18 protein-coding genes and 1 pseudogene are annotated in these 22,021 nt (G+C 68.9%); 6 read left to right on the top strand and 13 right to left on the bottom strand.

Annotation, left to right across the window (positions count from 1 at the left end):
- Positions 1-16 precede the first annotated feature (16 nt).
- The 12 genes from ACQY4O_RS03775 to mutM all read right to left on the bottom strand — a co-directional run bounded on the left by ACQY4O_RS03775 (position 17) and on the right by mutM (position 13,639).
- Positions 17-313, bottom strand: coding sequence for a type II toxin-antitoxin system RelE/ParE family toxin (locus ACQY4O_RS03775; protein WP_428374898.1), 297 nt, complete (start codon positions 311-313; stop codon positions 17-19).
- Positions 303-560, bottom strand: a complete 258-nt coding sequence (locus tag ACQY4O_RS03770) for a type II toxin-antitoxin system ParD family antitoxin (protein WP_428374897.1) — start codon at positions 558-560, stop codon at positions 303-305. Before ACQY4O_RS03770 ends, ACQY4O_RS03775 begins: the two co-directional genes overlap by 11 nt.
- Before the next feature lie 191 nt (positions 561-751).
- Positions 752-2,008: an MFS transporter gene (locus tag ACQY4O_RS03765; RefSeq protein WP_428374896.1), complete on the bottom strand. Its 1,257-nt coding sequence runs from the start codon at positions 2,006-2,008 to the stop codon at positions 752-754.
- 1 nt (position 2,009) lies between these two features.
- Complete coding sequence (locus ACQY4O_RS03760; protein ID WP_428374895.1) at positions 2,010-2,465, bottom strand: DMT family transporter; 456 nt, start codon at positions 2,463-2,465, stop codon at positions 2,010-2,012.
- Between the two features lie 21 nt (positions 2,466-2,486).
- Positions 2,487-3,755 (bottom strand): arsenic transporter, encoded by a 1,269-nt coding sequence (locus ACQY4O_RS03755; RefSeq protein ID WP_428374894.1) that lies wholly within the window; start codon positions 3,753-3,755, stop codon positions 2,487-2,489.
- On the bottom strand, positions 3,752-4,864 hold the full coding sequence (locus tag ACQY4O_RS03750) for a metallophosphoesterase family protein (protein WP_428374893.1): 1,113 nt from the start codon (positions 4,862-4,864) through the stop codon (positions 3,752-3,754). The genes ACQY4O_RS03755 and ACQY4O_RS03750 overlap by 4 nt, the downstream gene beginning before the upstream one ends.
- 248 nt (positions 4,865-5,112) lie before the next feature.
- Complete coding sequence (gene gyrB / locus ACQY4O_RS03745) at positions 5,113-7,545, bottom strand: DNA topoisomerase (ATP-hydrolyzing) subunit B (RefSeq protein WP_428374892.1); 2,433 nt, start codon at positions 7,543-7,545, stop codon at positions 5,113-5,115.
- Between the two features lie 129 nt (positions 7,546-7,674).
- A complete protein-coding gene (recF, locus tag ACQY4O_RS03740; protein WP_428374891.1) occupies positions 7,675-8,883 on the bottom strand; it encodes a DNA replication/repair protein RecF in 1,209 nt (402 codons plus the stop codon).
- 181 nt (positions 8,884-9,064) lie between these two features.
- A complete protein-coding gene (gene dnaN, locus ACQY4O_RS03735; protein ID WP_428374890.1) occupies positions 9,065-10,213 on the bottom strand; it encodes a DNA polymerase III subunit beta in 1,149 nt (382 codons plus the stop codon).
- 119 nt (positions 10,214-10,332) lie between these two features.
- Complete coding sequence (dnaA, locus tag ACQY4O_RS03730) at positions 10,333-11,931, bottom strand: chromosomal replication initiator protein DnaA (protein WP_428374889.1); 1,599 nt, start codon at positions 11,929-11,931, stop codon at positions 10,333-10,335.
- A 453-nt stretch (positions 11,932-12,384) separates the two neighbouring features.
- The gene (rpsT, locus tag ACQY4O_RS03725) at positions 12,385-12,654 is read right to left on the bottom strand and encodes a 30S ribosomal protein S20 (RefSeq protein WP_428374888.1); all 270 of its coding nucleotides are present in this window, start codon (positions 12,652-12,654) and stop codon (positions 12,385-12,387) included.
- A 121-nt stretch (positions 12,655-12,775) separates the two neighbouring features.
- Positions 12,776-13,639: a bifunctional DNA-formamidopyrimidine glycosylase/DNA-(apurinic or apyrimidinic site) lyase gene (gene mutM, locus ACQY4O_RS03720; protein ID WP_428374887.1), complete on the bottom strand. Its 864-nt coding sequence runs from the start codon at positions 13,637-13,639 to the stop codon at positions 12,776-12,778.
- A gap of 29 nt (positions 13,640-13,668) precedes the next feature.
- Here mutM and ACQY4O_RS03715 point away from each other — a divergent pair, with 29 nt between their 5' ends.
- The 5 genes from ACQY4O_RS03715 (at position 13,669) to ACQY4O_RS03695 (ending at position 19,470) form a co-directional block, all read left to right on the top strand.
- Complete coding sequence (locus ACQY4O_RS03715; protein WP_428374886.1) at positions 13,669-14,439, top strand: class I SAM-dependent methyltransferase; 771 nt, start codon at positions 13,669-13,671, stop codon at positions 14,437-14,439.
- Positions 14,440-14,441: 2 nt separating this feature from the next.
- Positions 14,442-15,698 (top strand): bifunctional phosphopantothenoylcysteine decarboxylase/phosphopantothenate--cysteine ligase CoaBC, encoded by a 1,257-nt coding sequence (gene coaBC, locus ACQY4O_RS03710; RefSeq protein WP_428374885.1) that lies wholly within the window; start codon positions 14,442-14,444, stop codon positions 15,696-15,698.
- Positions 15,695-16,153, top strand: a complete 459-nt coding sequence (dut, locus tag ACQY4O_RS03705) for a dUTP diphosphatase (protein ID WP_428374884.1) — start codon at positions 15,695-15,697, stop codon at positions 16,151-16,153. Before coaBC ends, dut begins: the two co-directional genes overlap by 4 nt.
- A 180-nt stretch (positions 16,154-16,333) precedes the next feature.
- Positions 16,334-18,058: an ABC transporter permease gene (locus tag ACQY4O_RS03700; RefSeq protein ID WP_428374883.1), complete on the top strand. Its 1,725-nt coding sequence runs from the start codon at positions 16,334-16,336 to the stop codon at positions 18,056-18,058.
- Positions 18,059-18,108: 50 nt separating this feature from the next.
- Entirely contained in the window at positions 18,109-19,470 is a 1,362-nt protein-coding gene (locus tag ACQY4O_RS03695) for an AAA-associated domain-containing protein (RefSeq protein ID WP_428374882.1), read from the top strand.
- Between the two features lie 673 nt (positions 19,471-20,143).
- On the opposite strand, the pseudogene ACQY4O_RS03690 reads toward ACQY4O_RS03695, so the two are convergent.
- Positions 20,144-20,476 (bottom strand): annotated as a pseudogene (locus ACQY4O_RS03690) (glycosyltransferase family 2 protein); the annotation flags it as partial.
- 592 nt (positions 20,477-21,068) lie between these two features.
- Between ACQY4O_RS03690 and ACQY4O_RS03685 the strand changes: the two are divergent.
- Positions 21,069-21,926: an oxidoreductase gene (locus ACQY4O_RS03685; RefSeq protein ID WP_428374881.1), complete on the top strand. Its 858-nt coding sequence runs from the start codon at positions 21,069-21,071 to the stop codon at positions 21,924-21,926.
- The last annotated feature ends 95 nt before the right edge of the window (positions 21,927-22,021 follow it).

Genomic DNA, 22,021 nt, shown 5'->3' with positions numbered 1-22,021 from the left:
AACAGTCGGCATGGCTTCAGCCCGGGCTCATATGCCGTTCCCAGTCCTGACGACCGTGGAGGACGCGCACGATGAGCACGCCCGCATCGTCCAGCACATAGACGATCATGTGCGACCGGTAGGGATGCAGCCGCGCCGGCGGCGTGAACTCAACCCGGTCACGGGCGATGAGCGGATTGCCGTCGATCAGCTCGAACGTGGCGGCAAGGCCTTCGTGGTAGCGTTCGGCGTGGTCTCGGCCGAACTGGCGAATGCCGTCGATATAGAGGTCGATAATGTCCTGATCGGCTCTGACCGTGGTCCTATAGGTCATGGCTCCGGCCTGCGTCCGCACTGTCGCGGGCCGCTTTCAGAATGTCCGTCATCGAGCGCGTGCTGATGCCGCTGTCGATACCGTTCGCGATCAGCCGCTGCATCTGGGCGAGCTTGCCTGCCCGTTCCTGGTCGCGGCGGATCAGGTCGCGCACATAGTCGCTGGCGTTGCTGTAACGCCCCGTCTGCGCCTGCGCCTCGACCCAGTCTTTCATCGGCTCGGGCAGAGATACGTTCATCGTCGCCATGGTCACCCTCAGCGTGGAATATGGCAAAGGTTAGCAACCTTTGTCAAAATACCATCTGGTCTTTGAGTAGTCCACTGGTCCACGAGCCAACTGCGGGCTGAAGGCCCGCGGCCGACGCGACTTTTCCAGCACCGGAGCGGAGCGGCCGTCTGGCGGCTCCACCCCAACGGACGAACCTGTTGTAGAGGGTCTTAAGCCCGGCGGCCATCCTCCCGGCCGGCGGTCTCGGGCATTCCCGTGACCAGGGCCGCAAGCGCGACGCAGGCCGCGGCGCCGAAGGTCAGGAACGCCGTCGTGTATCCGAGATGGTCGATGATGACGCCCGCGGCCAGGCCGCTCAGGGACGCCCCGATGCCCTGCACCGTGGCCACCGCGCCTTGCGCCAGGTTGTACCGGCCGGTGCCTCGCATCAGGTCGGCGATCACCAGCGGCGTGATCGCGCCGAAGATGCCCGCACCCACGCCGTCGAGCAGCTGTACCGCGATCAGCCACGGTGCGCTGTCCGAAAAGGTATAGAGCGCGGCACGAACCGGCAGCACCGCGAAGCCGATCAGCAGGATGGGCTTGCGGCCGACGCTGTCGGCGGTGCGGCCGACCACGAGGGCCACGGGGAGCATGATGAGCTGGGCCGCGATGATGCAGGACGACAGCATCGCGCTCGCCCAGGCCGGATGGGATTGCGCCAGCTTCTGCCCCACGAGCGGCAGCAGCGGCGCGTTCGCGAAATGGAACAGCATCGCGCACAGCGCGAACACGATGAGCGGCCTGCTGCGCAGCAGGGAGCGCAAGCCGGACGGCACCTGTCGCCCCTGCGTCGCCTGCTCCTCGTCGAGGCCCCTCGCACGGTCCCGGTCGATGGCGCGATGCGGGATCGACAGCATCGCGATCGCGGCGAGCACCGCAAAGGCCGGCACCATCAGGAACACGGCCCGCTGCGTGAACAGGTATCCGACCAGGCCGGCAGCGGCAGCGATGGCGACGTTGCCGGCATGGTCGAACGCCGAGTTCCGGCCGATGCGACGCGCGAGCTGCCGGCGCGCGTACAGCCCGAGGGTGACGGCCGAGACCGCCGGCCCGAACACATCGCCCACGACCGCCATGCCGGTATTGGCGACCAGCACCGGCCAGAAGGTGGGTGCGGCGAAGATGACGGCCGCGCCGATCGCGAGCACGATCAAGGCGAGCACGACGGCACCACGCTTGCGGGACGTGGCGTCGATGGCCGCACCCGCCGGCGTCTGCGCCGCCAGCCCGATCAGGCCGGCGATCGTCGTGACCCAGCCGACCTCGGTCTGGCTCCAGTGCCGTTGCGTGATCAGGAAGACATTCAGGTACGGGCCGAGCGCGCCCCGCACGTCCGCCAGCAGGAAGTTCACCGCATCCAGCGACCGGGGATGAAAGCCCGCGGCCCGTGCGCGTTCCGTGACGCCATCGTCGGCCGTCGCCACCTCAGAACAGCGCAATCAGGACGATGCCGGCCGTCATCAGCGCGCCGCCCAGGATGCGCCAGATGCTGAGGCTGTGCTGCTCGATCCCGAACAGCCCGAACTGGTCGACCGCGAGCGACATCAGGATATTGGCGGTGATCGTCAGGCCGGCGAACGGGCCCGCGCCGATCTTGTCCACGAACAGCAGGCCCATGATGACGGCGAAGGCGCCCATCAGGCCGCCCAGCGGCGCCCACCACGGCATAGATGCCAGGCCCCTGGCCGATGGCAGCGGGTGCGGCAGGCAGAAGAACAGCACCATCAGGAAGGCGACGATCGGCAGGAAGGAGACGGTGCTGGCGAGCCAGGGATTCTCCAGGGACTTGCGCAGCGCGCCGTTCATCGGCGGTCCGAAGGCCTGCAGCGCGCCCGCGATCAGGATGAGCGGGTAGAGCCAGGCCGAGCTGATATTCTGCATGCGGGGGTCTCCAGGACGGGTTCAGCCGGACACGAAGGCGGCGGCGATCGCGAGCAGAAGTGCGGGCGGCATGACCAGGGCGCCGAGCTTGAGGAACGCCCAGGCGCTGACGCTGTGGCCTTCGCGCCGCAGCGCGGTCAGCCACAGGATCGTCGCCAGCGATCCGGTGACCGACAGGTTCGGACCGAGATCGACGCCGATCAGCACCGCGCTGCGCACCGGGTCCGGCACATGCGCCAGCTCGACGACGCGGCCGGCGACCAGGCCGGCCGGCAGGTTGTTGACCAGGTTGCAACCGACACCGAGCACCACCCCGGATGCCCAGGCCGCCCCTGTTGCGGAGGTGTGCACGAGGTCCTGCAGCAGGATCGACAGCTCGCGGGTGACGCCGGTCTGCTGCAGCGACTCCACCAGCACGAACAGCCCCGCGACCAGCGGCAGCACGCCCCAGGAGATGTTCTTGATGATATCGGCGACACCGCACTCGGACCGGGTGAGAACCAGCAGGGCCGTGCCCAGGCCGGCGAGAAAGGTGGGCAGGCCGAGCTGGATCCCGAACCCCGAGGAGGCCAGCAGCACGATTGCGGTCGCGACGATCCCGAGCGCCGCCATCCTGCCGGCGACCGACAGCGTCGGGACCTCGATCTCGGCGGAGATCTCCTGCTGCAGATCGCGGCCCTGGCTCCAGCGCAGAACGACATACGTCGCCAGGATCGACGCGACCGACGGCAACGCGTAGCGCGGCAGCCATTGCAGCAGCGGCGGCATGTGGCTGCCGTAGATGACGAGGTTGGCCGGGTTGGAGATCGGCAGCACGAAGCTGGCCGCGTTGGCGATCAGCGCGCAGATGAACAAGAAGGGCAGCGGCTTGTCCGCCTTGACCGTCTTCACGACGGCGGCCACCGCCGGCGTCAGCACGACCGCGGTTGCGTCGTTCGACAGGAACGCGGTGACCACCGTGCCGACGATGAACACCAGCGTGAACAGCCGCGTGGCGGAGCCCTTCGCCAGCCTCGCAGCCCGTGCCGCCAGCCAGTCGAACAGGCCTTCCTGACGGGCGAGTTCGGACAGCAGCATCATGCCGGTCAGGAACAGATAGACATCCATCCCCTTGCCGACGCCGGACAGTGCATCGGCAGCGCTCAGCAGTCCGAGCAGCACCAGCAGGACGGCGCCCGCCACCGCCCAGATGAACTCCGGCCAATCGAACGGGCGGACGATCACGGCAGCGGTCGCCGCCCCCGCGATGGTCCAGCTGGCCCAGGGCGAGGCAAGCAGTGCCGCGCTCACCAGTGCCGTCCGTTCCGGTTCGGTCCGAGCTGGGTGTCGTGGATGCCGCGCTCGGGCCAGGCGCCGATGCGGTCGGCATCGCTGCCGCGCGCCACGCGTTGCGGCGCAACCCACCCGGGTCCCGCCGGCTCGACCCGATCCTCGTCCTGATTGCCACCCACGTCGCGGGCACGCACCGCCAGGCGGCGCGCGTCGGCCGGAGCGGGAGCTTGCCACATCGCGGCGGCGCCCGGCACCGGGTGCATCGGCGCCCAGGCCTCGTCGTCGGCCCGGCATTCGACGGCGGCGATCGGCGTGTCGCTCAGCACCTTGGCCCGCACCACGCGGGCGGCGTCGTGTGCCGGGCCTGTGCCGGTCGCCAGGCGTCGATCCGCGGGACTGGTGATGAGGACGAACGGCCACGCCGCATCGAGCGGCTTGAAGCGCCAGCTCACCGTGCGGCCGTCGACGGCGGCGATCGAGAACCCGGGCGGTCCTTCCTCGATCTGGCCGGTCGAGCGGGTCGCCATGAAGATCGTGGCGCCGTCATTGGCGAGTTCGTTGTAGTGGGTGTGCCCCATGTCCACGCAGGCGACATGCGGCTGGGCCAGCAGGCGGCACAGGTGCTCGGCACCTTGCCGCAGGTCGGCCGGATAGGTGTGCATGAAGACCACGACGTCCTGGCCTTGCGCCTCGGCGAGGGCGAGTTCACGCTCGGCCCAGGCGAGCTGATCCTCCCCCAGCCGGAAATCGGGGCCACCGCCGCCGGCCGACACCACGTCGAGGAACAGGCAGCGATACCCGCGCACCGTGACCGCTTTCGGCAGCCGCTCGGCGCCGAGCACCGCGTGGAAGCCCTCCAGCGTGCCGGGCTTGAAGTCGTGGTCGCCCGGGAGGATGTGCAACGGCATCGGCAGCGGCCTCAGCGCGTCGCGCACCAGGCGGAACTGTTCCGGCGTGCCGTCATCCGCATTGTCGCCGGGCAGCACCGCGAAATCGACGCTGCCGGTCGGCAGGCCACGCACCAGAGCGACGATGCGCTGCAGGTCGCGGTAGTTCGGTTCGGCCGCGCGCGTGATATGCAGGTCGCCGATATGCAACCAGCTGAGCACGGCCTGTCCGTCCGGCATCGGCCGTCCTCCATACGATGGCATGCCGCCGCCTTCCTTTCGGGTCCGCGTCAAAGCGTATCCGCGGCACAAAGTTGCGGTAGCGGAGAAACGGTGCGTGCCGGGAAAGAAACCAGGCCAGGGGCGTTGCCCCTGGACCCCATCAAAGGCTAGCCTTTGAAATCCTTGAATTTAAGAATTGGGGCCTGGGGCCTCAGGCCCCAGCGGGTCAAGGGCAGCGCCCTTGCTTTCCCCCGAGACGCCTACGCCTACACGTCCAGGTTCGCCACCTTCAGCGCATTGCCGACGATGAAGTCGCGGCGGGGCTCGACCACGTCGCCCATCAGCGTCGAGAACACCTGGCCGGCAGTCTCGATGTCGCCGACCTTGACCTGCAGCAGCGTGCGCACCGACGGGTCCAGCGTGGTGCGCCAAAGCTGCTCGGCATTCATCTCGCCCAGGCCCTTGAAGCGCTGGATCGCCAGGCCCTTGCGGCCCTGCGCCAGGATGCGGTCATAGGCGCTCGACGGGCCGGCCAGCGGCGCCTCGTTGCTGTCCAGTGCGAGCGTCGCCGCATGCTCGCCGGCGAAATCGCGTCCCAGCAGTTCGGCCCGCTCGGCGAGCCACAGCACGTCCGCCGACCGCAGCGTCGCCGCATCGACATGGTAGCGCTCGCCGACGCCGCGCACCTCGCGCGCCATGGTCAGGCCGTGCTCGTCGACCAGCACCTTCCAGCTGCGCTCGTTCGGCAGCGACGCGCCGTTCAGGCGCGCCACCAGCGGCTGGGAGTGCCGCTGGCCCCGATCCATGTCCGGCGTCAGCGCGCCGGCGATCGCCGCCTGCTCCAGCAGCCAAGTCGGCGCCGCCACCGCGAGGCGACGCAAGGCGCGGGTCGCCTCTCGCAGCCAGCCCATCTCGACGCCCAGCTCCGGGCCTTCCAGCACACGTCCGTCGGCGTAGGTCAGCTTTGCGTGCGACAGCGCCTTGTCGAGCAGATACTGCTCCAGCGCCGGATCGTCCTTGAGGTAGCGCTCCTCGTTGCCGCGCTTGGCGCGATAGAGCGGCGGCTGCGCGATGTACAGGTGCCCGCGCTCGATCAGCTCCGGCATCTGCCGGAAAAAGAACGTCAGCAGCAGCGTGCGGATATGCGAGCCGTCCACGTCGGCGTCCGTCATGATGACGATGCGGTGGTAGCGCAGCTTGTTGATCGCAAACCCGCCCTGCTCCGGCTCGGCATGGCCGATGCCGGTGCCGAGTGCGGTGATCAGCGTGCCGATCTCGGCCGATCCGAGCATGCGGTCGAAGCGCGCGCGTTCGACATTCAGGATCTTGCCTTTCAGCGGCAGGATCGCCTGGAACTTACGATCGCGTCCCTGCTTGGCGGTGCCGCCGGCACTGTCGCCCTCGACCAGGAAGATTTCCGCCTTCGAGGCGTCGCGCTCCTGGCAGTCCGCAAGCTTGCCAGGCAGCGTCGAGATGTCGAGCACGCCCTTGCGCCGCGTCAGCTCGCGCGCCTTGCGGGCCGCCTCGCGGGCGGACGCCGCATCGATCACCTTGCCGATGATCGAGCGCGCCTCTTTCGGATGCGTCTCGAACCAGTGCGCGATCGCATCGGCGGCCGCCGCCTGCACCACCGGCTGCACCTCCGAGCTGACCAGCTTGTCCTTGGTCTGCGACGAGAATTTCGGATCCGGCACCTTGACCGACAGCACCGCGGTCAGCCCTTCGCGCATGTCCTCGCCGGACAGGTTCAGCGCCTCCTTCTTGCCCATCCCTTCTGCATACTTGCCGACCACGCGGGTCAGCGCCTGGCGGAACCCGGCGAGATGCGAGCCGCCGTCGCGCTGCGAGATGTTGTTGGTGAAGCACAGCATGGTCTCGTGGAAGCTGTCGTTCCAGGACAGCGCGAACTCGACCCTGATGCCCTGCGCGGGGTCCTGCCCGAGGGCGGTGATCGGCGGCGCCATCACCGGGATCTTGCCGCGGTCGAGCCACTCGACGAAGGCGATCAGGCCGCCCTCGTAGCAGAAGCGCTGCTCCTGCGCCGGCGCATGGCGCTCGTCGCGCAGGATGATCTCCATTCCCGAATTCAGAAAGGCCAGCTCCCGCAGCCGGCGCTCGAGGATCGCGAACTCGAAATCGACACGCCCGAACGTCCCCGAGCTGGGCTTGAAGCTCACCTCGGTGCCGCGCGCCTGGTGGCTCGGTCCGACGATCCGCAGCGGCGCGTCCGCCTCGCCGTGCCTGAAGCTGATCAGGTGCTCCTGGCCCTCGCGCCAGATGCGCACCCGCATCCACTCGGACAAGGCGTTGACCACCGCGGCGCCGACGCCATGCAGGCCGCCGGACACCTTGTACGAGTTCTGGTTGAACTTGCCGCCTGCATGCAGCCGGGTCAGCACGACCTCGGCGGCGCTGATGCCCTCCTCGATATGCATGTCGGTCGGGATGCCGCGGCCATTGTCGCGCACGGTGACGGAGCCGTCGCCGTTCAGCACCAGCGAGCAGCTGGTGGCATAGCCGGCCTGCGCCTCGTCCACCGCGTTGTCGATGATCTCGAAGGCCATGTGGTGCAGCCCGGAGCCGTCATCGGTGTCGCCGATATACATGCCCGGTCGCTTGCGCACCGCGTCCAGCCCCTTGAGGACCGAGATCGAGGCCGCGTCATAGATGCCGTCCGCCCCGGCAGCGCCCTCCGGCATGTTTTCCGCGGCACCGGCGGAGGTAGGGTCGGGTGCGCCCGGGCTGTGGGGTGCAGACGTGCCAGTGGGCTCGGCTTTATCGGACATGCCGGCTAGTCGCTCCGTGACGCTGTTCTGAGTGTCTCTAGACTATACGCGCGCTGCACCGGCCGGACCAGAACGCACATCGGCCAGACCCGGCTCGGGCAGCAGTTTTCCCGCCCCGGCGCGCCAGAATCCGGCCTGGCCGCGCAGGCTCGCGAACGGCTCTGCATCGGTGCCGGTCAGCAGGGACGGCGCCGGCAGCAGCACCAAGGCTGCGAACAGGGCCGCGCGACGGGCCGCGTCCAGATGCACCAGCGGCTCGTCGAGCAGCAGCAGCGGTGCCTCGCCCCTAACTCCGGCGATCAGCGCCGCGTGGGCCAGCACGATGCCGACCAGCAGGGCCTTCTGCTGGCCCGTGCTGCCCAGGGAGGCCGGCCTGCCGGTCTCGCGGTCGCTGAGAAGCAGATCGGCCCGGTGCGCCCCCAGCGCGGCTCCCCCCGATGCGGCGTCGGCTGCGCGGCCCGTCCGCCACTGCCCGCGCAGCCAGTCCTCGACCACCAGCGCGGGATGCTGTTCGAGTTGCGCGGTGATGCCGCAATCCAGCGCCAGGCTGGCGGCAGGAAAGCCCTGCGCCAGGTCCTCGCCTTCGCCGCCCACTTCGCCCGGGGCGTTCAGGCGGCCGACCAGGCTGCGCCGCGCGGCACAGACCGCAACCGCGTGGCGCGCCATCGCGTGCTCCTGGGCCGCGAGCCACGCCGGATCGGTGCGCGGGTTCTGCAGCAGCCGGTTGCGGCCCTGCATGGCCTCGTCATGCGCCGCCACCTCGCGCGCATGCTCGGGCTCCAGCGCCAGCACCAGCCGGTCGAGGAAACGGCGACGTCCGGACGGCCCCTCGATGAACAGCCGGTCCATCTGCGGTGTCAGCCAGACCGCACACAGGCGCTCGGCGATGGCGGCCCGGTTGCGCGCCGGCTCGCCATCGAGCCGGAACACCCGCCGCCCGCTGCCCGTGGCCTGGCCCGCACCGTCGGAGGCGATCCCGGTGCCGATCTCGAACGCCTCGCCGCCCTGCGCCAGGCGCGCGGCCACCGCCCAGCTGGATGCGCCCAGCCGCGGCAGATCGGCCAGCCGCGCGCCGCGCAGCCCGCGCCCCGGCACCAGCAGCGACAACGCCTCCAGCAGGTTGGTCTTGCCGCTCCCGTTAGGCCCGGTCAGCACGCTGATCCGCCCATCCGCCCCGGCCCCAGCCGGCCGCCAGACCATGTGCTCATAGTTCCGGTAATCGGTGAGCGTCAGCCGAGAAAGGCTGAGCATAGTGCCGCCGTCGATTGGCTCAAAGATTGCTCGGAAACACCTGATGCTGGATGAGAGCGGCCCGCAGGGTCGCGGCCGGCGTGACTTCGGGAGCACCGGAGCGGAGCGGCCGTCCGGCCGTGAGCACCGGAGCGCAGCGAAGGCGCGTCGGATCGCCAGCAGCAGGCGTTTACGAACAATCTCAGACGCGCATGGGCATTAGGACATACAACGCGGACGGGCTGTCCACATCGCGCACCACGGTCGGTGCCGCGCTGTCGGAAAAGGCGAACTCGACATCCTTGTCGATCTGGTCGGTGATGTCGTTGAGGTAGCGCGCCTGGAAGCCGATCTCCAGCGGCGTCGAATCGTAGCTGACCCGGCCCTCGTCGAGCTCCTCCTTGGCGGTGCCCTGGTCGGGGCTCGCCGCCGACAGGACCAGCAGGTTGCGGTCGATCGACAGCTTGACCGGGCGCGAGCGCTCCTGGCTGATGGCGGCCACGCGCGCCACCGCATCGGAGAAGTCCTTTTTGCCGACACGCAGGATCTTGTCGTTGTCGCGCGGGATCACCCGCTCGTATTCCGGGAAGGTGCCGTCGATCAGCTTGCTGGTCAGCATCACCGAGCCGACGGTGAACTGGATGCGGGTCTCGGACAACGCCACCTCGACATCGTCCGCCGCCTCGTCGAGCAGCTTGCGCAGCTCGTTGATGGTCTTGCGCGGCACGATCACGCCCGGCATGCCGGCCGCTCCCGCCGGCAGCTCGGTCTGCACGCGCGCCAGGCGGTGCCCGTCGGTTGCCACCGCGCGCAGCATCCGGGCCGCCTCGCCGGCCGCCGCCTCTGCGACATGCAGATAGATGCCGTTCAGGTAGTAGCGCGTCTCCTCGGTGGAGATCGCAAACCGCGTGCGGTCGATCAGGCCGCGCAGCACCGGGGCCGGGATGGAGAAGGCGTGCGGCAGGCTGCCGGTGGTCATCGACGGGAAATCGTCGACGGCGAGCACATTCAGGCTGGTCGCATACCGCCCCGCCCGCAGTGCCAGCGGCGCATCGCCGCCGGAATGGTCGAGCTCGATTTCGGCCCCGTCGGGCAGCTTGCGCACGATCTCGTACAGCACCGCCGCCGGCGCCGTGGTCGCGCCGTCGCGCACCGCTCCGTCACGCACCGAGGATGGGGCGATCTGCTCGACGACGGCGATCTCCATGTCGGTCGCCGTCAGGCTCAGCCGGCCGTCCTTCACCACGATCAGCACGTTGGCCAGGATCGGAATGGTGTTGCGCTTCTCGGCCACGCTCTGGATATGGGCGAGCGCCTTGAGCAGCGTCGCGCGGTCGGCCTTCAGCTTCATCTCGATCGGGTCCTCATGCGCCGGATACCGATCCGGGGCGATAGCCTAGCAGCAGCAAAGCAGGTCGCAAATGGGTGGCGGACCGCCTGGACGGCGCGCCGCCTTGCCCGGCTCCCGGATCAGCTTTCGAGCATGCGGCGGAGCAGCTCCACGTCCTCGGCGAAGGCGGTGTCGCGCTCCATCAGTTCCGCGACCCGGCTGACCGCGTGCATCACCGTGGTGTGGTCGCGATTGCCGAACTTGCGGCCGATCTCGGGCAGCGAGCGGCTGGTGAGCTGCTTGGCGAGGAACATCGCCACCTGCCGCGGCCGCGCGACCGCGCGCGCACGACGGGCCGAGGACATGTCGGTCAGCCTGATGTTCCAGTGCTCGGCGACCTTGCGCTGGATCTCCTCGATGGTGACGCGGCGATCATGCGCCTTGAGGATGTCGTGCAGGACCTCCTGAGTGGCTTCCAGCGTCACCGGGCGGCCGAACAGGTTCGCATGCGCGATCAGGCGGTTCAGCGCGCCCTCGAGTTCGCGCACGTTGGTGGTGATCTTGTGTGCCAGGAACTCGAGCACCTTCGGCGGCACCGCGACGCCGGACGCCGCCGCCTTGGCTTCCAGGATAGAGATGCGCAATTCGAACGTGGTCGCATGCAGGTCGGCCACCATGCCGCAGCCGAGACGGGTGCGCAGGCGATCCTCGAGCCCGGACAGATCCGACGGCGACTTGTCGGCGCTCACCACGATCTGCTTGCCGGCGTCGACCAGCGCATTGAAGGTGTGGAAGAACTCCTCCTGCGTGTTGTCCTTGCCGATCAGGAACTGCAGGTCGTCGATCATCAGCACATCGACGGAGCGCAGCTGCTCCTTGAACTCCATCGTCGATTGCGAACGGATCGCCGCGATGAAGCGGTACATGAATTTCTCGGCCGACATGTACGCAACCGTCGTGGTGCGCTCGCCGCGCGCCAGCTCAAGGCCGATCGCGTGCATCAGGTGGGTCTTGCCGAGGCCGACGCCGCCGTACAGGAACAGCGGATTGAATCCCGGGCTGGAGGGTCGCTCGGCGACGCGGCGCGCGCAGGCGTGCGCAAACTCGTTCGGCTTGCCGACCACGAAGCTGTCGAAGCTGAAGCGCGGATCGAGTGGCGCCGCGAGCTCGCCGCGGGCGCTTCCGGGCTCGGCCCCGGCCGCCGCCTGTGCATGCGCGGCACTTGCTTTCGCGGCGGCGCCTGGCGCGATGGCCACGTCACCGGAAGCGGCGGGGCCGGAAGCAGCGGCGGCAGCGGCGTGAGGCGCGCCCGCTTCCGGCTTGTCCCGGGCCTCCTCTGCCGCAAGCTGCAGTTCCACACGGCGTATTTGCGGAACCTCGGCGTGCCACAGCGCGCTCAGCCGGTCGCCGTACTGGCTGCGCACCCAGTCGCGCAGGAAACGCGTCGGCAGCAGCAGGGTGATCTCGTCGGCCTCGACCTCGCCCAGCCTGATCTGGCGCAGCCAGGTGCGATACTCGACCTCGCCGACCTCGACCTGCAGACGGGCGCGTATCCTGCCCCATTGACCCTCGAGCGGATGGTGGCCCGCGCACGCCGGCGTGTCGGATCTCCCGCCCGGGCCTCCTGATCTCCCGCCAGGGCCGGTCGTGATGTCGGTGACTTCGTCAACGGCGAGATCGGAGGCTGCCCCGACCTCCTGGCTGCGCTGATCCACTCTCACCAAACCTGCTCCCGACATCACACTCGCCGTCTTGCCGGCTCGCCGAGCGTCTGCTCCGCGGACCGCCAGCCGGCACAACGATCTCTTCCCGCCCCGGACGCCGAAACAGCCCCCGCACAGGCAGGGTGGCAAAGCGCATGCCGGATGGGGAACTTCGTCTGTTACATTTTGCGGTCAGGGTTGCGACCGTGCCGGAGAGTAAGGCAGCGGCGCGGAGGGTCGCAACGGGAATCTAGCCCAACGGGCCGCAAGACAAAAATGAGCAGCTGTCAAGTAACGAGCCGGATATTGGAACGAAACAAAACAGGAACGTATCGTCTGTTTACCGGAGGCAAGTATCAATAAAGCGCCAAGGCCGCCACAACCGCGCCCTGAACAGAAAAACGGCCGCGCCACAGGGCGGGCCGTCGGTCTTGTCGGGCTGGCTGCTTCCCCTGGCGCTTCTATACCAGGCGGTCAGTCAAACACTATTCAGGTGGCCGCGATCGCCTTGATGCGGGCCGACAGACGCGAGATCTTGCGCGAAACCGTGTTGGCGTGGGCGACGCCCTTGCCGACGGCACGCTGCATCTCGGGCTGCGCCGCGCGCAGGGCGCTCGCCGCCTGCTCCTTGTCCCCGCTCGCGATGGCCGTCTCGACCTTCTTCACGAAGGTCCTGACGCGCGAGCGACGCGCGACATTGCGCGCTGTGCGGACTTCGGTCTGCCGGATGCGCTTGCGCGCCGATGCGGTGTTCGCCATGGATCTGTGTTCAACCAGTCTTCAAACGTGCAACCCAGGCACCGCCGCCTGCTGCGGCTGACACCCGACGAGGGAGCGGGTTCTAGAGCACGCGTTGTCGCAAAGTCAAGACGGCTCCGGCTCAACGCTGCAGGCGCGCGCAGAAGAAGCTGCTGCGTCCGGACTGCACGATGCGGCTGATGCCGGCGCAGCGGGGCGCCCCGGGACAGCCTGGGCACGCCTCGCCCGCGCGGCCGTAGACCTTCCAGGCATGCTGGAAATAACCCAGCGCGCCGTCCGGCTGGACATAGTCGCGCAGGCTCGATCCGCCGGCGGCGATCGCCTCCGTCAGCACCGCCCTGATCGCCGCCACCAGGCGGCGGACCCCAGGCATCCGCACGGTGCCGCTCTGGCACTCCGGCGACAGCCGCGCCCGGAACAGCGCCTCGCAGACATAGATGTTGCCGAGGCCGGCCACGACGCGCTGGTCGAGCAGGGCCGCCTTCAGCGGCGTCCGCCGCCCGTGCAGGGCGGCCGCCAGCATCCCGGCATCGAAGGCCGCCTCCAGCGGTTCCGGCCCGAGATCCGCGAGCAGCCGGTGCGCCGCCTCGTCCGCGGTCGGCATCAGGTCGACGAACCCGAACCGCCGCGGGTCGACCAGGCCGAACCGGCAACCCTGCTCGCTCTCGATCACCAGGTGCTCGTGCGGGGTAACCGTCACCGGCACCGCCGGCCCGGCAAGTGCTGGATCGAGCCGGGTCAGGGTGACGCGCCCCGACATGCCCAGATGCAGCAGCATGGTGACGCCGCCGGCGAGCCGCATCAGGATGTACTTGCCGCGTCGCGCGAAGCCCGCGACGCGCGCCCCGCGCAGCCGTTCGGCCAGGTCCGGCGGCATCGCCCAGCGCAGGTCCGCGCGGCGCATCTCGGCGCGCACGATGGTGTGACCCTCAAGATGCACGCGCATGCCGCGCATCACGGTCTCGACTTCAGGCAGTTCCGGCATGCAGGGCGGACACGCTATACCTGCGTTGCATGAGCGACAACATCGACCGCCGATCCGCCGATCCAGGGACCAGTGCCGACTTCGGCTACCGGAGCATCCCGCGCGAGGCCAAGAAGCCGATGGTGCGCGCGGTGTTCGACCGCGTGGCGCCGCAATACGACCTGATGAACGACCTCATGTCGCTCGGCATCCACCGCGCCTGGAAACGCATCTTCGTGGCCGCCCTCGGACCGCGCCCGCAGCTCTCCCTGCTCGATCTCGCCGGTGGCACCGGTGACATCAGCTTCGGCTGGCTGCGCGGCGGCGGCGGCCCTGCGATCCTGTCCGACATCAACGAGAGCATGCTCGGCGTCGGACGCGAACGCTCGCTATCGGCCGGACTTGCCGCGGATCTCGGCTTCGTCGTGGCCGACGCCGAGCGCCTGCCGCTGCCGGACCGCAGCGTGGAGCGCGTCTCGATCGCCTTCGGCCTGCGCAACTGCACCGACAAGGACGCCGTGCTGGCCGAGGCGCGCCGGGTGCTGCGTCCCGGCGGCCGCTTCCTGTGCCTGGAATTCTCCCGCGTCCAGGTGGCGGCGCTGACGCCGCTCTACGATGCCTGGTCGTTCCGGGTGCTGCCGAGGCTCGGCCGCATGATCGCGGGCGATGCGGCGAGCTACCAGTACCTCGCCGAGAGCATACGCACCTTCCCCGACCAGGACCGCCTCGCCGGCATGCTGCGCGGCGCGGGCTTCGCGCGGGTAGGCGTTCGCAACCTGTCCGGCGGCATCGCCGCGATCCATTCCGGCTGGCGCCTCTGAGCATGGCCACCGTTGCGGGCCACGACCTGGCCGGCCGGCGCGTCCTGCTGGTCGTCAGCGGCGGCATCGCCGCCTACAAGGCGCTGGAGCTGATCCGGCTGCTGACCGGGCAGGGCTGCGCCGTCTCCTGCGTACTGACCGCGGGCGGTGCGCAGTTCGTCACCCCGCTCAGCCTCCAGGCGCTGACCGGCGAGGCGGTGCACGGCGCGCTGTTCTCACTGACCGAGGAGAGCGAGATGGGGCACATCGCGCTGTCCCGCTCCGCCGACCTGATCGTGGTCTGCCCGGCCTCGGCCAACATCCTCGCGACGATGGCGGCGGGCCTCTCGCACGACCTCGCCAGCACGATCCTGCTCGCCACCGACACGCCGGTGCTGGTGGCGCCGGCCATGAACGTCCGCATGTGGGAGCATGCCGCGACCCGCGCGAACATCGCACTCCTGCGCGCGCGCGGCATCCACATGGTCGGCCCCGAGGAGGGCGTCATGGCCTGCAACGAATACGGCCTTGGCCGGCTCGCCGAGCCGCCGGCGATCCTGGCCGCCATCGCCGCCCTGCTGGCCCCGCCCGGCACGCACCTGCCGCTCGCCGGCCGTCATGCGCTGATCACCGCGGGGCCGACGCACGAGCCGATCGATCCGGTGCGCTACATCGCCAACCAGTCGAGCGGCAAGCAGGGCTATGCGATCGCGTCGGCCCTGGCGGCGCTCGGCGCCCGCGTCACGCTGGTCAGCGGACCAGTAGCGCTCTTGGTCCCGCGCGCCTTGCACCGGGTCACGGTGAGGACGGCCGACGAGATGCTCGCCGCCTGCCGGGCCGCCCTGCCCGCCGATGTCGCGGTGCTGGCGGCGGCCGTCGGCGACTGGCGCGTCGAGACCGTCTCGCCGTCCAAGCTCAAGAAGCGACCCGGCGGCGCGGCGCCCAGCCTCGGCCTGCTCGCCAACCCGGACATCCTGGCGCTGCTGTCGCGCCCGGGCCCGCTGCGGCCGCATCTGGTAGTTGGGTTCGCCGCCGAGACCCAGGAGGTGGTGGCCGAGGCGCGTGCCAAGCGGCAGCGCAAGGGCTGCGACTGGATGCTTGCCAACGACGTCTCGGCGGCCTCCGGCATCATGGGTGGCGACGAGAACGAGATCCACCTGATCACCGATGATGGGGTCGAGCACTGGCCGCGCCTGCCGAAGCTGGCGGTGGCGCAGCGACTGGCGCAACGCATCGCCTCCGCCTTGCCCCAAAGCCCGACACTGGAGCCGCACCCATGACCGCACCCGCGCGCGACATCCTGGTCCGGCGCCTGCCGCACGGCGAAGGCCTCAAGCTGCCCGCCTATGCGACATCCGGCGCTGCCGGGATGGACCTGCTCGCCGCCGTGGCGGGCGCAGTCACGATCGCGCCGGGCGGTAGGGCGCTGATCCCGACCGGGCTCGCCGTCGCCCTGCCGCCGGGCCACGAGCTGCAGATACGGCCGCGCTCGGGCCTCGCGCTGCGCCACGGCATCGTGCTGGCGAACAGCCCCGGCACCATCGACGAGGATTATCGCGGCGAGATCGGCGTGATCGTGCTCAATGCCGGCAGCGAGCCGTTCGTCGTCGAGCGCGGCATGCGCATCGCCCAGGCGGTGCTCGCCCCGGTGCTGCGCGCGGTCTGGCAGGAGACCGACACGCTCGACGAGACCGCGCGCGCCGCGGGCGGCTTCGGCAGCACCGGGCGCATCTGACGCCGCACCGCCGGCGTTCGCGCAGGAACAGGCTGGCCCGCAGGAACAGGCTGGCCCGCAGGAACAGGCTGGCTCAGGGGCGGCCCCTGGGCTAAAGCAGCAACGCCCGCGGGCCTCCCGCGGAATGTTGCACATTTGTGAGCATAGTCATTGCGTTAGCTTAGAGGACGGGGTGCATCGGTGCTGAGAGATCGCCTCCCCGTCAATATTGCTGCCCGGACTGCGCCGAACCTGTTCGATATTGCCGCCATCGTGTGCATGCTGGGCGCGGCGGTCGCGGTCGGCAGCGTCGCACGCCATACGCTGGGTCCGCTTACGGCACCCAATGCGGCCACCATTCATCTCGATCCGAGCTGGCTGCCCGGCTACGCCCTGCGCACCACGCTGCGCATGTTCGCGGCCCTGATGTTCTCGCTGCTGTTCACCTTCACCTATCCGGTCTGGGCGGCGAAGTCGCGCCGCGCCGGCGCCATCCTGGTGCCGATCCTGGACATCCTGCAGTCGATCCCGATCCTGGGGTTCCTGACCTTCACCGTCACCTTCTTCATGAACCTGTTCCCTGGCCGCGTGCTCGGCGCGGAACTGGCCGCGATCTTCGTGATCTTCACGAGCCAGGCCTGGAACATGGCGTTCAGCATGTACCAGTCGCTGAAGACTGTGCCGAGCGACCTCGAGGAGGTCACGCGCTCGTTCGGCCTGTCCTCGTGGCAGAAGTTCTGGCGCCTCGAGGTGCCGTTCGCCATGCCGGGCCTGGTCTGGAACACGATGATGTCGATGTCGGGCGGCTGGTTCATGGTGGTGGCCGCTGAGACCGTGTCCGTCGGACGCACCAATGTCGTGCTGCCGGGCGTCGGCTCCTATGTCGGCGTCGCGGTCGCGCACCGGGACATCCTGGCGGTGGTGTACGCGATCATCACCATGCTGGTGGTCATCCTGCTCTACGACCAGCTGCTGTTCCGCCCGCTGGTGGCCTGGTCGGCGCGGTTCCGCTTCGAGACGACTCCGGGCGCGGTCGCGGAGGACCCCTGGATGCTGGCGCTGCTGCGCCGCACCCACCTGCTCAACCAGACCAGCCGCATCTTCGGCAACTTCCTGACACGCATCGGCGGCCTGCAGATCGGCCGGCGGCCGGACGCGCCGCGCCAGCCGGTGATCCCGCGCCGCGTGCTGGACGGGCTCTGGATCACGATCCTTGTCGCACTCGTGGGCGTGGCGCTGTGGCAGGTGGTCGTTTATGCCGCCGCCAGCCTCTCGCTGCACGAGGTCGGCCACGTGGCGCTGCTGGGCTGCTACACCATGGTCCGGGTGGTGGTGATGATCGCGCTCGCCTCGATGGTGTGGGTGCCGGTGGGGGTCTGGCTGGGACTGCGACCGGCCTGGGCACGCCGGGCGCAGCCGGTGGCGCAGTTCCTCGCGGCATTCCCGGCGAACCTGTTCTTTCCGATCTTCGTCATCGTGATCGTGCACTACTCGCTGAACGTGAATATCTGGCTGACGCCGCTGATGATCCTCGGCACCCAGTGGTACATCCTGTTCAACGTCATTGCCGGCGCTGCTGCCTTCCCGGCCGACCTGCTGGAAGTGGCGGACACCTTCCGCCTCGGCGGCTGGCGCTGGTGGGTGCGGGTGATCCTGCCGGGCATCTTCCCGTACTACGTGACCGGCGGCCTGACCGCCTCCGGGGGCGCCTGGAATGCCTCGATCCTCTCGGAGGTCGCCTCCTGGGGCAGCACCACCCTGACCGCGCAAGGTCTGGGCAGCTACATCGCCAAGGCGACCGCGGCAGGGGCCACCGCGCAGGTGGCGCTCGGCATTGCGATGATGGCGGGCTTCGTGATCGCCTTCAACCGCATCCTGTGGCGCCCGCTCTACTCCTTCGCTCAGCGCCGCCTCACGTTCGCCTGACGCCGGCCCGCTTCGTAACGCCTCAGACCGCATTGCCGGAGGATCGCCGCATGGACAACCTGCAGGACGCCCAGGCACGCGCGGTGGGGAGCAGTCCGGAAGAACTGGTCCGTATCCGTAACTGCCGGCAGGCCTACCACAAGGACAGCAACGCCGATCTCGTGGTGCTGGACGGCGTCGAGCTGACCCTGCATTCGGGCGAGATCGTCGGCCTGCTCGGCCGCTCCGGGTCTGGCAAGTCGACGCTGCTGCGTATCGTGTCCGGCCTGCTGGTGCCGACCGCGGGCGAGGTGAACTGGCGTGGCAAGCCGCTGCGCGGGCCGGCGCCGGGTGTCGCCATGGTGTTCCAGTCGTTCGCGCTGTTCCCGTGGCTGACCGTGCAGGCGAACGTGGAGCTCGGCCTGGAGGCGAAGGGCGTCGGCCGTGCCGAGCGCGAGAAGCTCGCCGAGGAAGCCATCGACCTGATCGGCCTCGGCGGCTACGAGAACGCCTATCCCAAGGAACTGTCCGGCGGCATGCGCCAGCGGGTGGGGCTCGCCCGCGGGCTGGTCGTGCATCCCGACCTGCTGCTGATGGACGAGCCGTTCTCGGCGCTGGACGTGTTGACCGCGGAGAACCTGCGCACCGACCTGATCGAGCTGTGGTCGGAGCACAGGCTGCCGGTGAAGTCATTGCTGATCGTGACCCACAACATCGAGGAGGCGGTGCTGATGTGCGACCGCATCCTGGTGTTCTCCTCCAACCCGGGCCGGGTGCAGCACGAGCTGAAGGTGCCGTTCGCGCATCCGCGCAACCGGCACGATTTCGCCTTCCGGCAGTTCGTGGACCGCATCTACGGGCTGATGACCAAGCGGGCGCCGGAGCCGACCACACCCGATCTCGCACCCGACAGCGCCGCCGCTCAGATCGCCAAGAAGTTCCAGGCGCTGCCGATGCTGCCGACCAACCTGATGGCCGGCCTGATGGAGACGGTAATGGCCGAACCCTATCGCGGCCGTGCCGACCTGCCGCTGCTGGCGACCTCGCTGCAGCTCGAGCTCGACGAGCTGCTGCCGCTGGGCGAGACCATGCAGCTGCTGCGCTTCGCCGAACTCGAGGAAGGCGACATAAGGCTGACCGAGGCCGGCACCGCCTTCGTGCAGGCCGATCTGGACCAGCGCAAGCTGATCCTGCGCGACACGCTGCGGATCAATATTCCCCTCGTGGCCGACATCCGCGCCGTGCTCGACGATCGCTGGAACCACCGCGCCCGCGCCGAGCGCTTCCGCGACGAGCTCGAGGATCACATGTCGCCGGACTATGCCAGGGAGACGCTGCAGACGATCATCGGCTGGGGCCGCTATGCCGAGCTCTTCGACTATGACGAGGAAGCCGACCAGTTCTTCCTCGACGAGGACGACGAGCCCAGTTAGAGCATGATCCATCGGATCAGGTCTCGACGGTTGCCACCTTGCCGGATGCGATGCGCACGTCGCCCTGCTTGCGCGAGACGGGTGCCGAGCTTTTCGAGCCGCGCTCCCACCAGGCGCCCCTGCGCAGGATGGTGTAGCAGCGCCACAGCCGGCGCGGCCACCAGACGGCGCTGCGCAGCGCCATCAGCGCGTAGCGCCTGGCTTCCTCGTGCGACGGCTCCGGCTTGCTCAGGAATTCGAGCTTGATCAGGTCCTCCGTGGCGGCGTCCATCGCCATCTCGCGCGCGTAGTAGTTGATCAGGCTGCGGGCGCGGAAGCGGCGCAGGAATCGCTGCTCGCGTTCCTTGGAATGCCACCAGCCGTTGGTCCCGTGCACCCGGTAGTTCACCATGCCGGTCGGCAGGTAGTATTTGTGCGCACCCTGCAGGCTGCTGCCGAACACCAGGCACGCATCGGCGGAGAGCTTCCAGGTCTGCAGGAAGCCGGCCGGCAGATCGAGTGCCCGGTCCGCCCAGTCCCGGCGCATCGAGAGGGCACTGGTCGCCTCGCCGTACCACCAGCCCGTCATCCAGGTGCTGAGCGCGGTATAGCCGACATCGACGGCGCGGTCGGAATAGGCCTCGCGGCCCTGCTCGTTGCCGAACAAGGCGAGATCGCTGAAGATGAAATCGACATCGGCCTGCGTGTCGTACACATGGCTGATCTGCTCGAGATAGCCGGCTTGCCAGAAATCGTCGGCATCGAGGAAAGCGACCACCTGGCCGGTGGCGAGCACCAGGCCCTGCCGGAAGGCGGCGAGCTGGCCGTGGTTCGAACCGAGATGCAGGGTGACACGCGCATCACCGGCGTAGCGCGCCCGCAGCCGCTCGACCGACCCGTCGGTCGAGCCATCATCGATCACGATGACCTCGGCCGGCGCCCGTGTCTGCGAGAGCGCGCTCTCGACCGCATCGATGACGTAGGACGCGTAGTTGTAGTTCGTGATGATGACACTGATCGTTGTCATCTGCAGCACTTCCCCCGCACCCGTCCCCCAGTCCCTAGCACCCAGTCCCTAGCACCCAGTCCGTGGTCCCGATTCGCGCACAACACGCCATCGCCGCGTCGGTAGAACAGTTTCCGACGGTGCTCTACTGCTAACGCGACGGTTCAAGAAAAGTTAAACCCGGCTGCGGGGCAATATCGGCGATGCGCTGGTCTGCGCCCCCGCCAAGATGAACTTTCGTCCAGTCTCAAAATACGAAGATGCGCCATCACGAGGTGAGCCAGGGGCTTCACCCCCTCGATCCGCCTCGCGGCTCAAGCCCATCAAAGGCGAGCCCCTGAAATCCTAGAGCCTGATCGTCTCAGGCTGAACCAGCCTGAGACGTGAAGCAGTCTCTAGATCAATCTGGTAGAGCAAGTTTACCGGCTCAACTTGAGCCGATCTTGCTCTAGACGTTAAGAACCGGGGTCTGGGGCCCCCGGCCCCAGCGGGTCAAGGGCAGAGCCCTTGCGCTTGCTTTTTCAGCCCCCGTCAGAGTGCAGGAGAGCAGCGCGGCCGAACTCCGGACTTCGACCTAGCGTTGAGGCGCCGACATCAAGCGCAGGAGGCCCAGATGGCCCAGAACGACAATCCGGTCTGGCTGATCACCGGATGCTCCACCGGCTTCGGGCGCGAACTGGCAAAACTGGTGCTGGCGCGGGGCTGGCGGGCGGTGGTGACCGCGCGCGACGCCTCCAAGGTGACCGGCCTGGTCCAGGGAAACGAGGATCGTGGCCTGGCCCTGGCGCTGGATGTCGACCAGCCGAACCAGGTCCGGAGCGTCGTGCAGCAGGCCGAAGCCCGCTTCGGCGCCGTCGACGTGCTGGTCAACAATGCCGGCTACGGCTACCTGGCCGCGATCGAGGAAGGCGAGGACGCCGAGATACGTGCCATGTTCGAGACCAACGTGTTCGGCCTGATCGCGGCGACGCAGGCGGTGCTGCCCGGCATGCGCGCCCGCCATCGCGGCCACATCGTCAACATCTCCTCGATCGGCGGCCTGGTCAGCTTCGCCGCCACCGGCTTCTACCACGCGACCAAGTATGCGGTTGAAGGCCTGTCGGAATCGCTGGCGCTTGAAGTGGCGCCGCTCGGCATCAAGGTGACCATCGTCGAGCCGGGCGCGTTCCGCACCGACTGGGCCGGCCGCTCGATCAGGCAGTCGGCGACCCGTATCGGCGATTACGAGCAGACCGCCGGCGAGCGTCGCCGCCAGACAGAGGCCCGCAGCGGCAACCAGCCGGGCGACCCGGTGCGTGCCGCCGAGGCGATCATCGCGGCATACGAGGCCCCGCACCCGCCCCTGCATCTGGTCCTCGGCAAGCCGGCACTGGGCCTGGCGCGCGGCAAGCTCGAGACGCTGAAGGCGGAGCTCGACAGCTGGGAAAAGACCACGCTCGGCGCCGACTATCCCGAGTTCCAGGACGGCTGAGGGCCTGTTTGAAAACGCCTGATGCTGGATGAGAGCGGTCCCCACTCCCAAGCATTGGAGGACCGCGGCCGGCGCGGCTTTCTGAGCACCGGAGC

Source organism: Lichenicoccus sp. (assembly GCF_965277665.1).
Classification (GTDB): Bacteria; Pseudomonadota; Alphaproteobacteria; order Acetobacterales; family Acetobacteraceae; genus Lichenicoccus.
This window is presented reverse-complemented; position numbering and strand designations above follow the sequence as displayed.

Coding starts and splice junctions, on each gene's coding strand:
- ACQY4O_RS03760 (WP_428374895.1), bottom strand. CDS start 2,465: ATGCAGAATATCAGCTCGGCCTGGCTCTACCCGCTCATCCTGATCGCG.
- recF (WP_428374891.1), bottom strand. CDS start 8,883: ATGCTCAGCCTTTCTCGGCTGACGCTCACCGATTACCGGAACTATGAG.
- ACQY4O_RS03685 (WP_428374881.1), top strand. CDS start 21,069: ATGGCCCAGAACGACAATCCGGTCTGGCTGATCACCGGATGCTCCACC.
- ACQY4O_RS03770 (WP_428374897.1), bottom strand. CDS start 560: ATGGCGACGATGAACGTATCTCTGCCCGAGCCGATGAAAGACTGGGTC.
- dnaA (WP_428374889.1), bottom strand. CDS start 11,931: ATGTCGGGAGCAGGTTTGGTGAGAGTGGATCAGCGCAGCCAGGAGGTC.
- ACQY4O_RS03695 (WP_428374882.1), top strand. CDS start 18,109: ATGGACAACCTGCAGGACGCCCAGGCACGCGCGGTGGGGAGCAGTCCG.
- ACQY4O_RS03750 (WP_428374893.1), bottom strand. CDS start 4,864: ATGCCGGACGGACAGGCCGTGCTCAGCTGGTTGCATATCGGCGACCTG.
- ACQY4O_RS03715 (WP_428374886.1), top strand. CDS start 13,669: ATGAGCGACAACATCGACCGCCGATCCGCCGATCCAGGGACCAGTGCC.
- ACQY4O_RS03775 (WP_428374898.1), bottom strand. CDS start 313: ATGACCTATAGGACCACGGTCAGAGCCGATCAGGACATTATCGACCTC.
- gyrB (WP_428374892.1), bottom strand. CDS start 7,545: ATGCCGGAGGGCGCTGCCGGGGCGGACGGCATCTATGACGCGGCCTCG.
- mutM (WP_428374887.1), bottom strand. CDS start 13,639: ATGCCGGAACTGCCTGAAGTCGAGACCGTGATGCGCGGCATGCGCGTG.
- rpsT (WP_428374888.1), bottom strand. CDS start 12,654: ATGGCGAACACCGCATCGGCGCGCAAGCGCATCCGGCAGACCGAAGTC.
- dnaN (WP_428374890.1), bottom strand. CDS start 10,213: ATGAAGCTGAAGGCCGACCGCGCGACGCTGCTCAAGGCGCTCGCCCAT.
- dut (WP_428374884.1), top strand. CDS start 15,695: ATGACCGCACCCGCGCGCGACATCCTGGTCCGGCGCCTGCCGCACGGC.
- coaBC (WP_428374885.1), top strand. CDS start 14,442: ATGGCCACCGTTGCGGGCCACGACCTGGCCGGCCGGCGCGTCCTGCTG.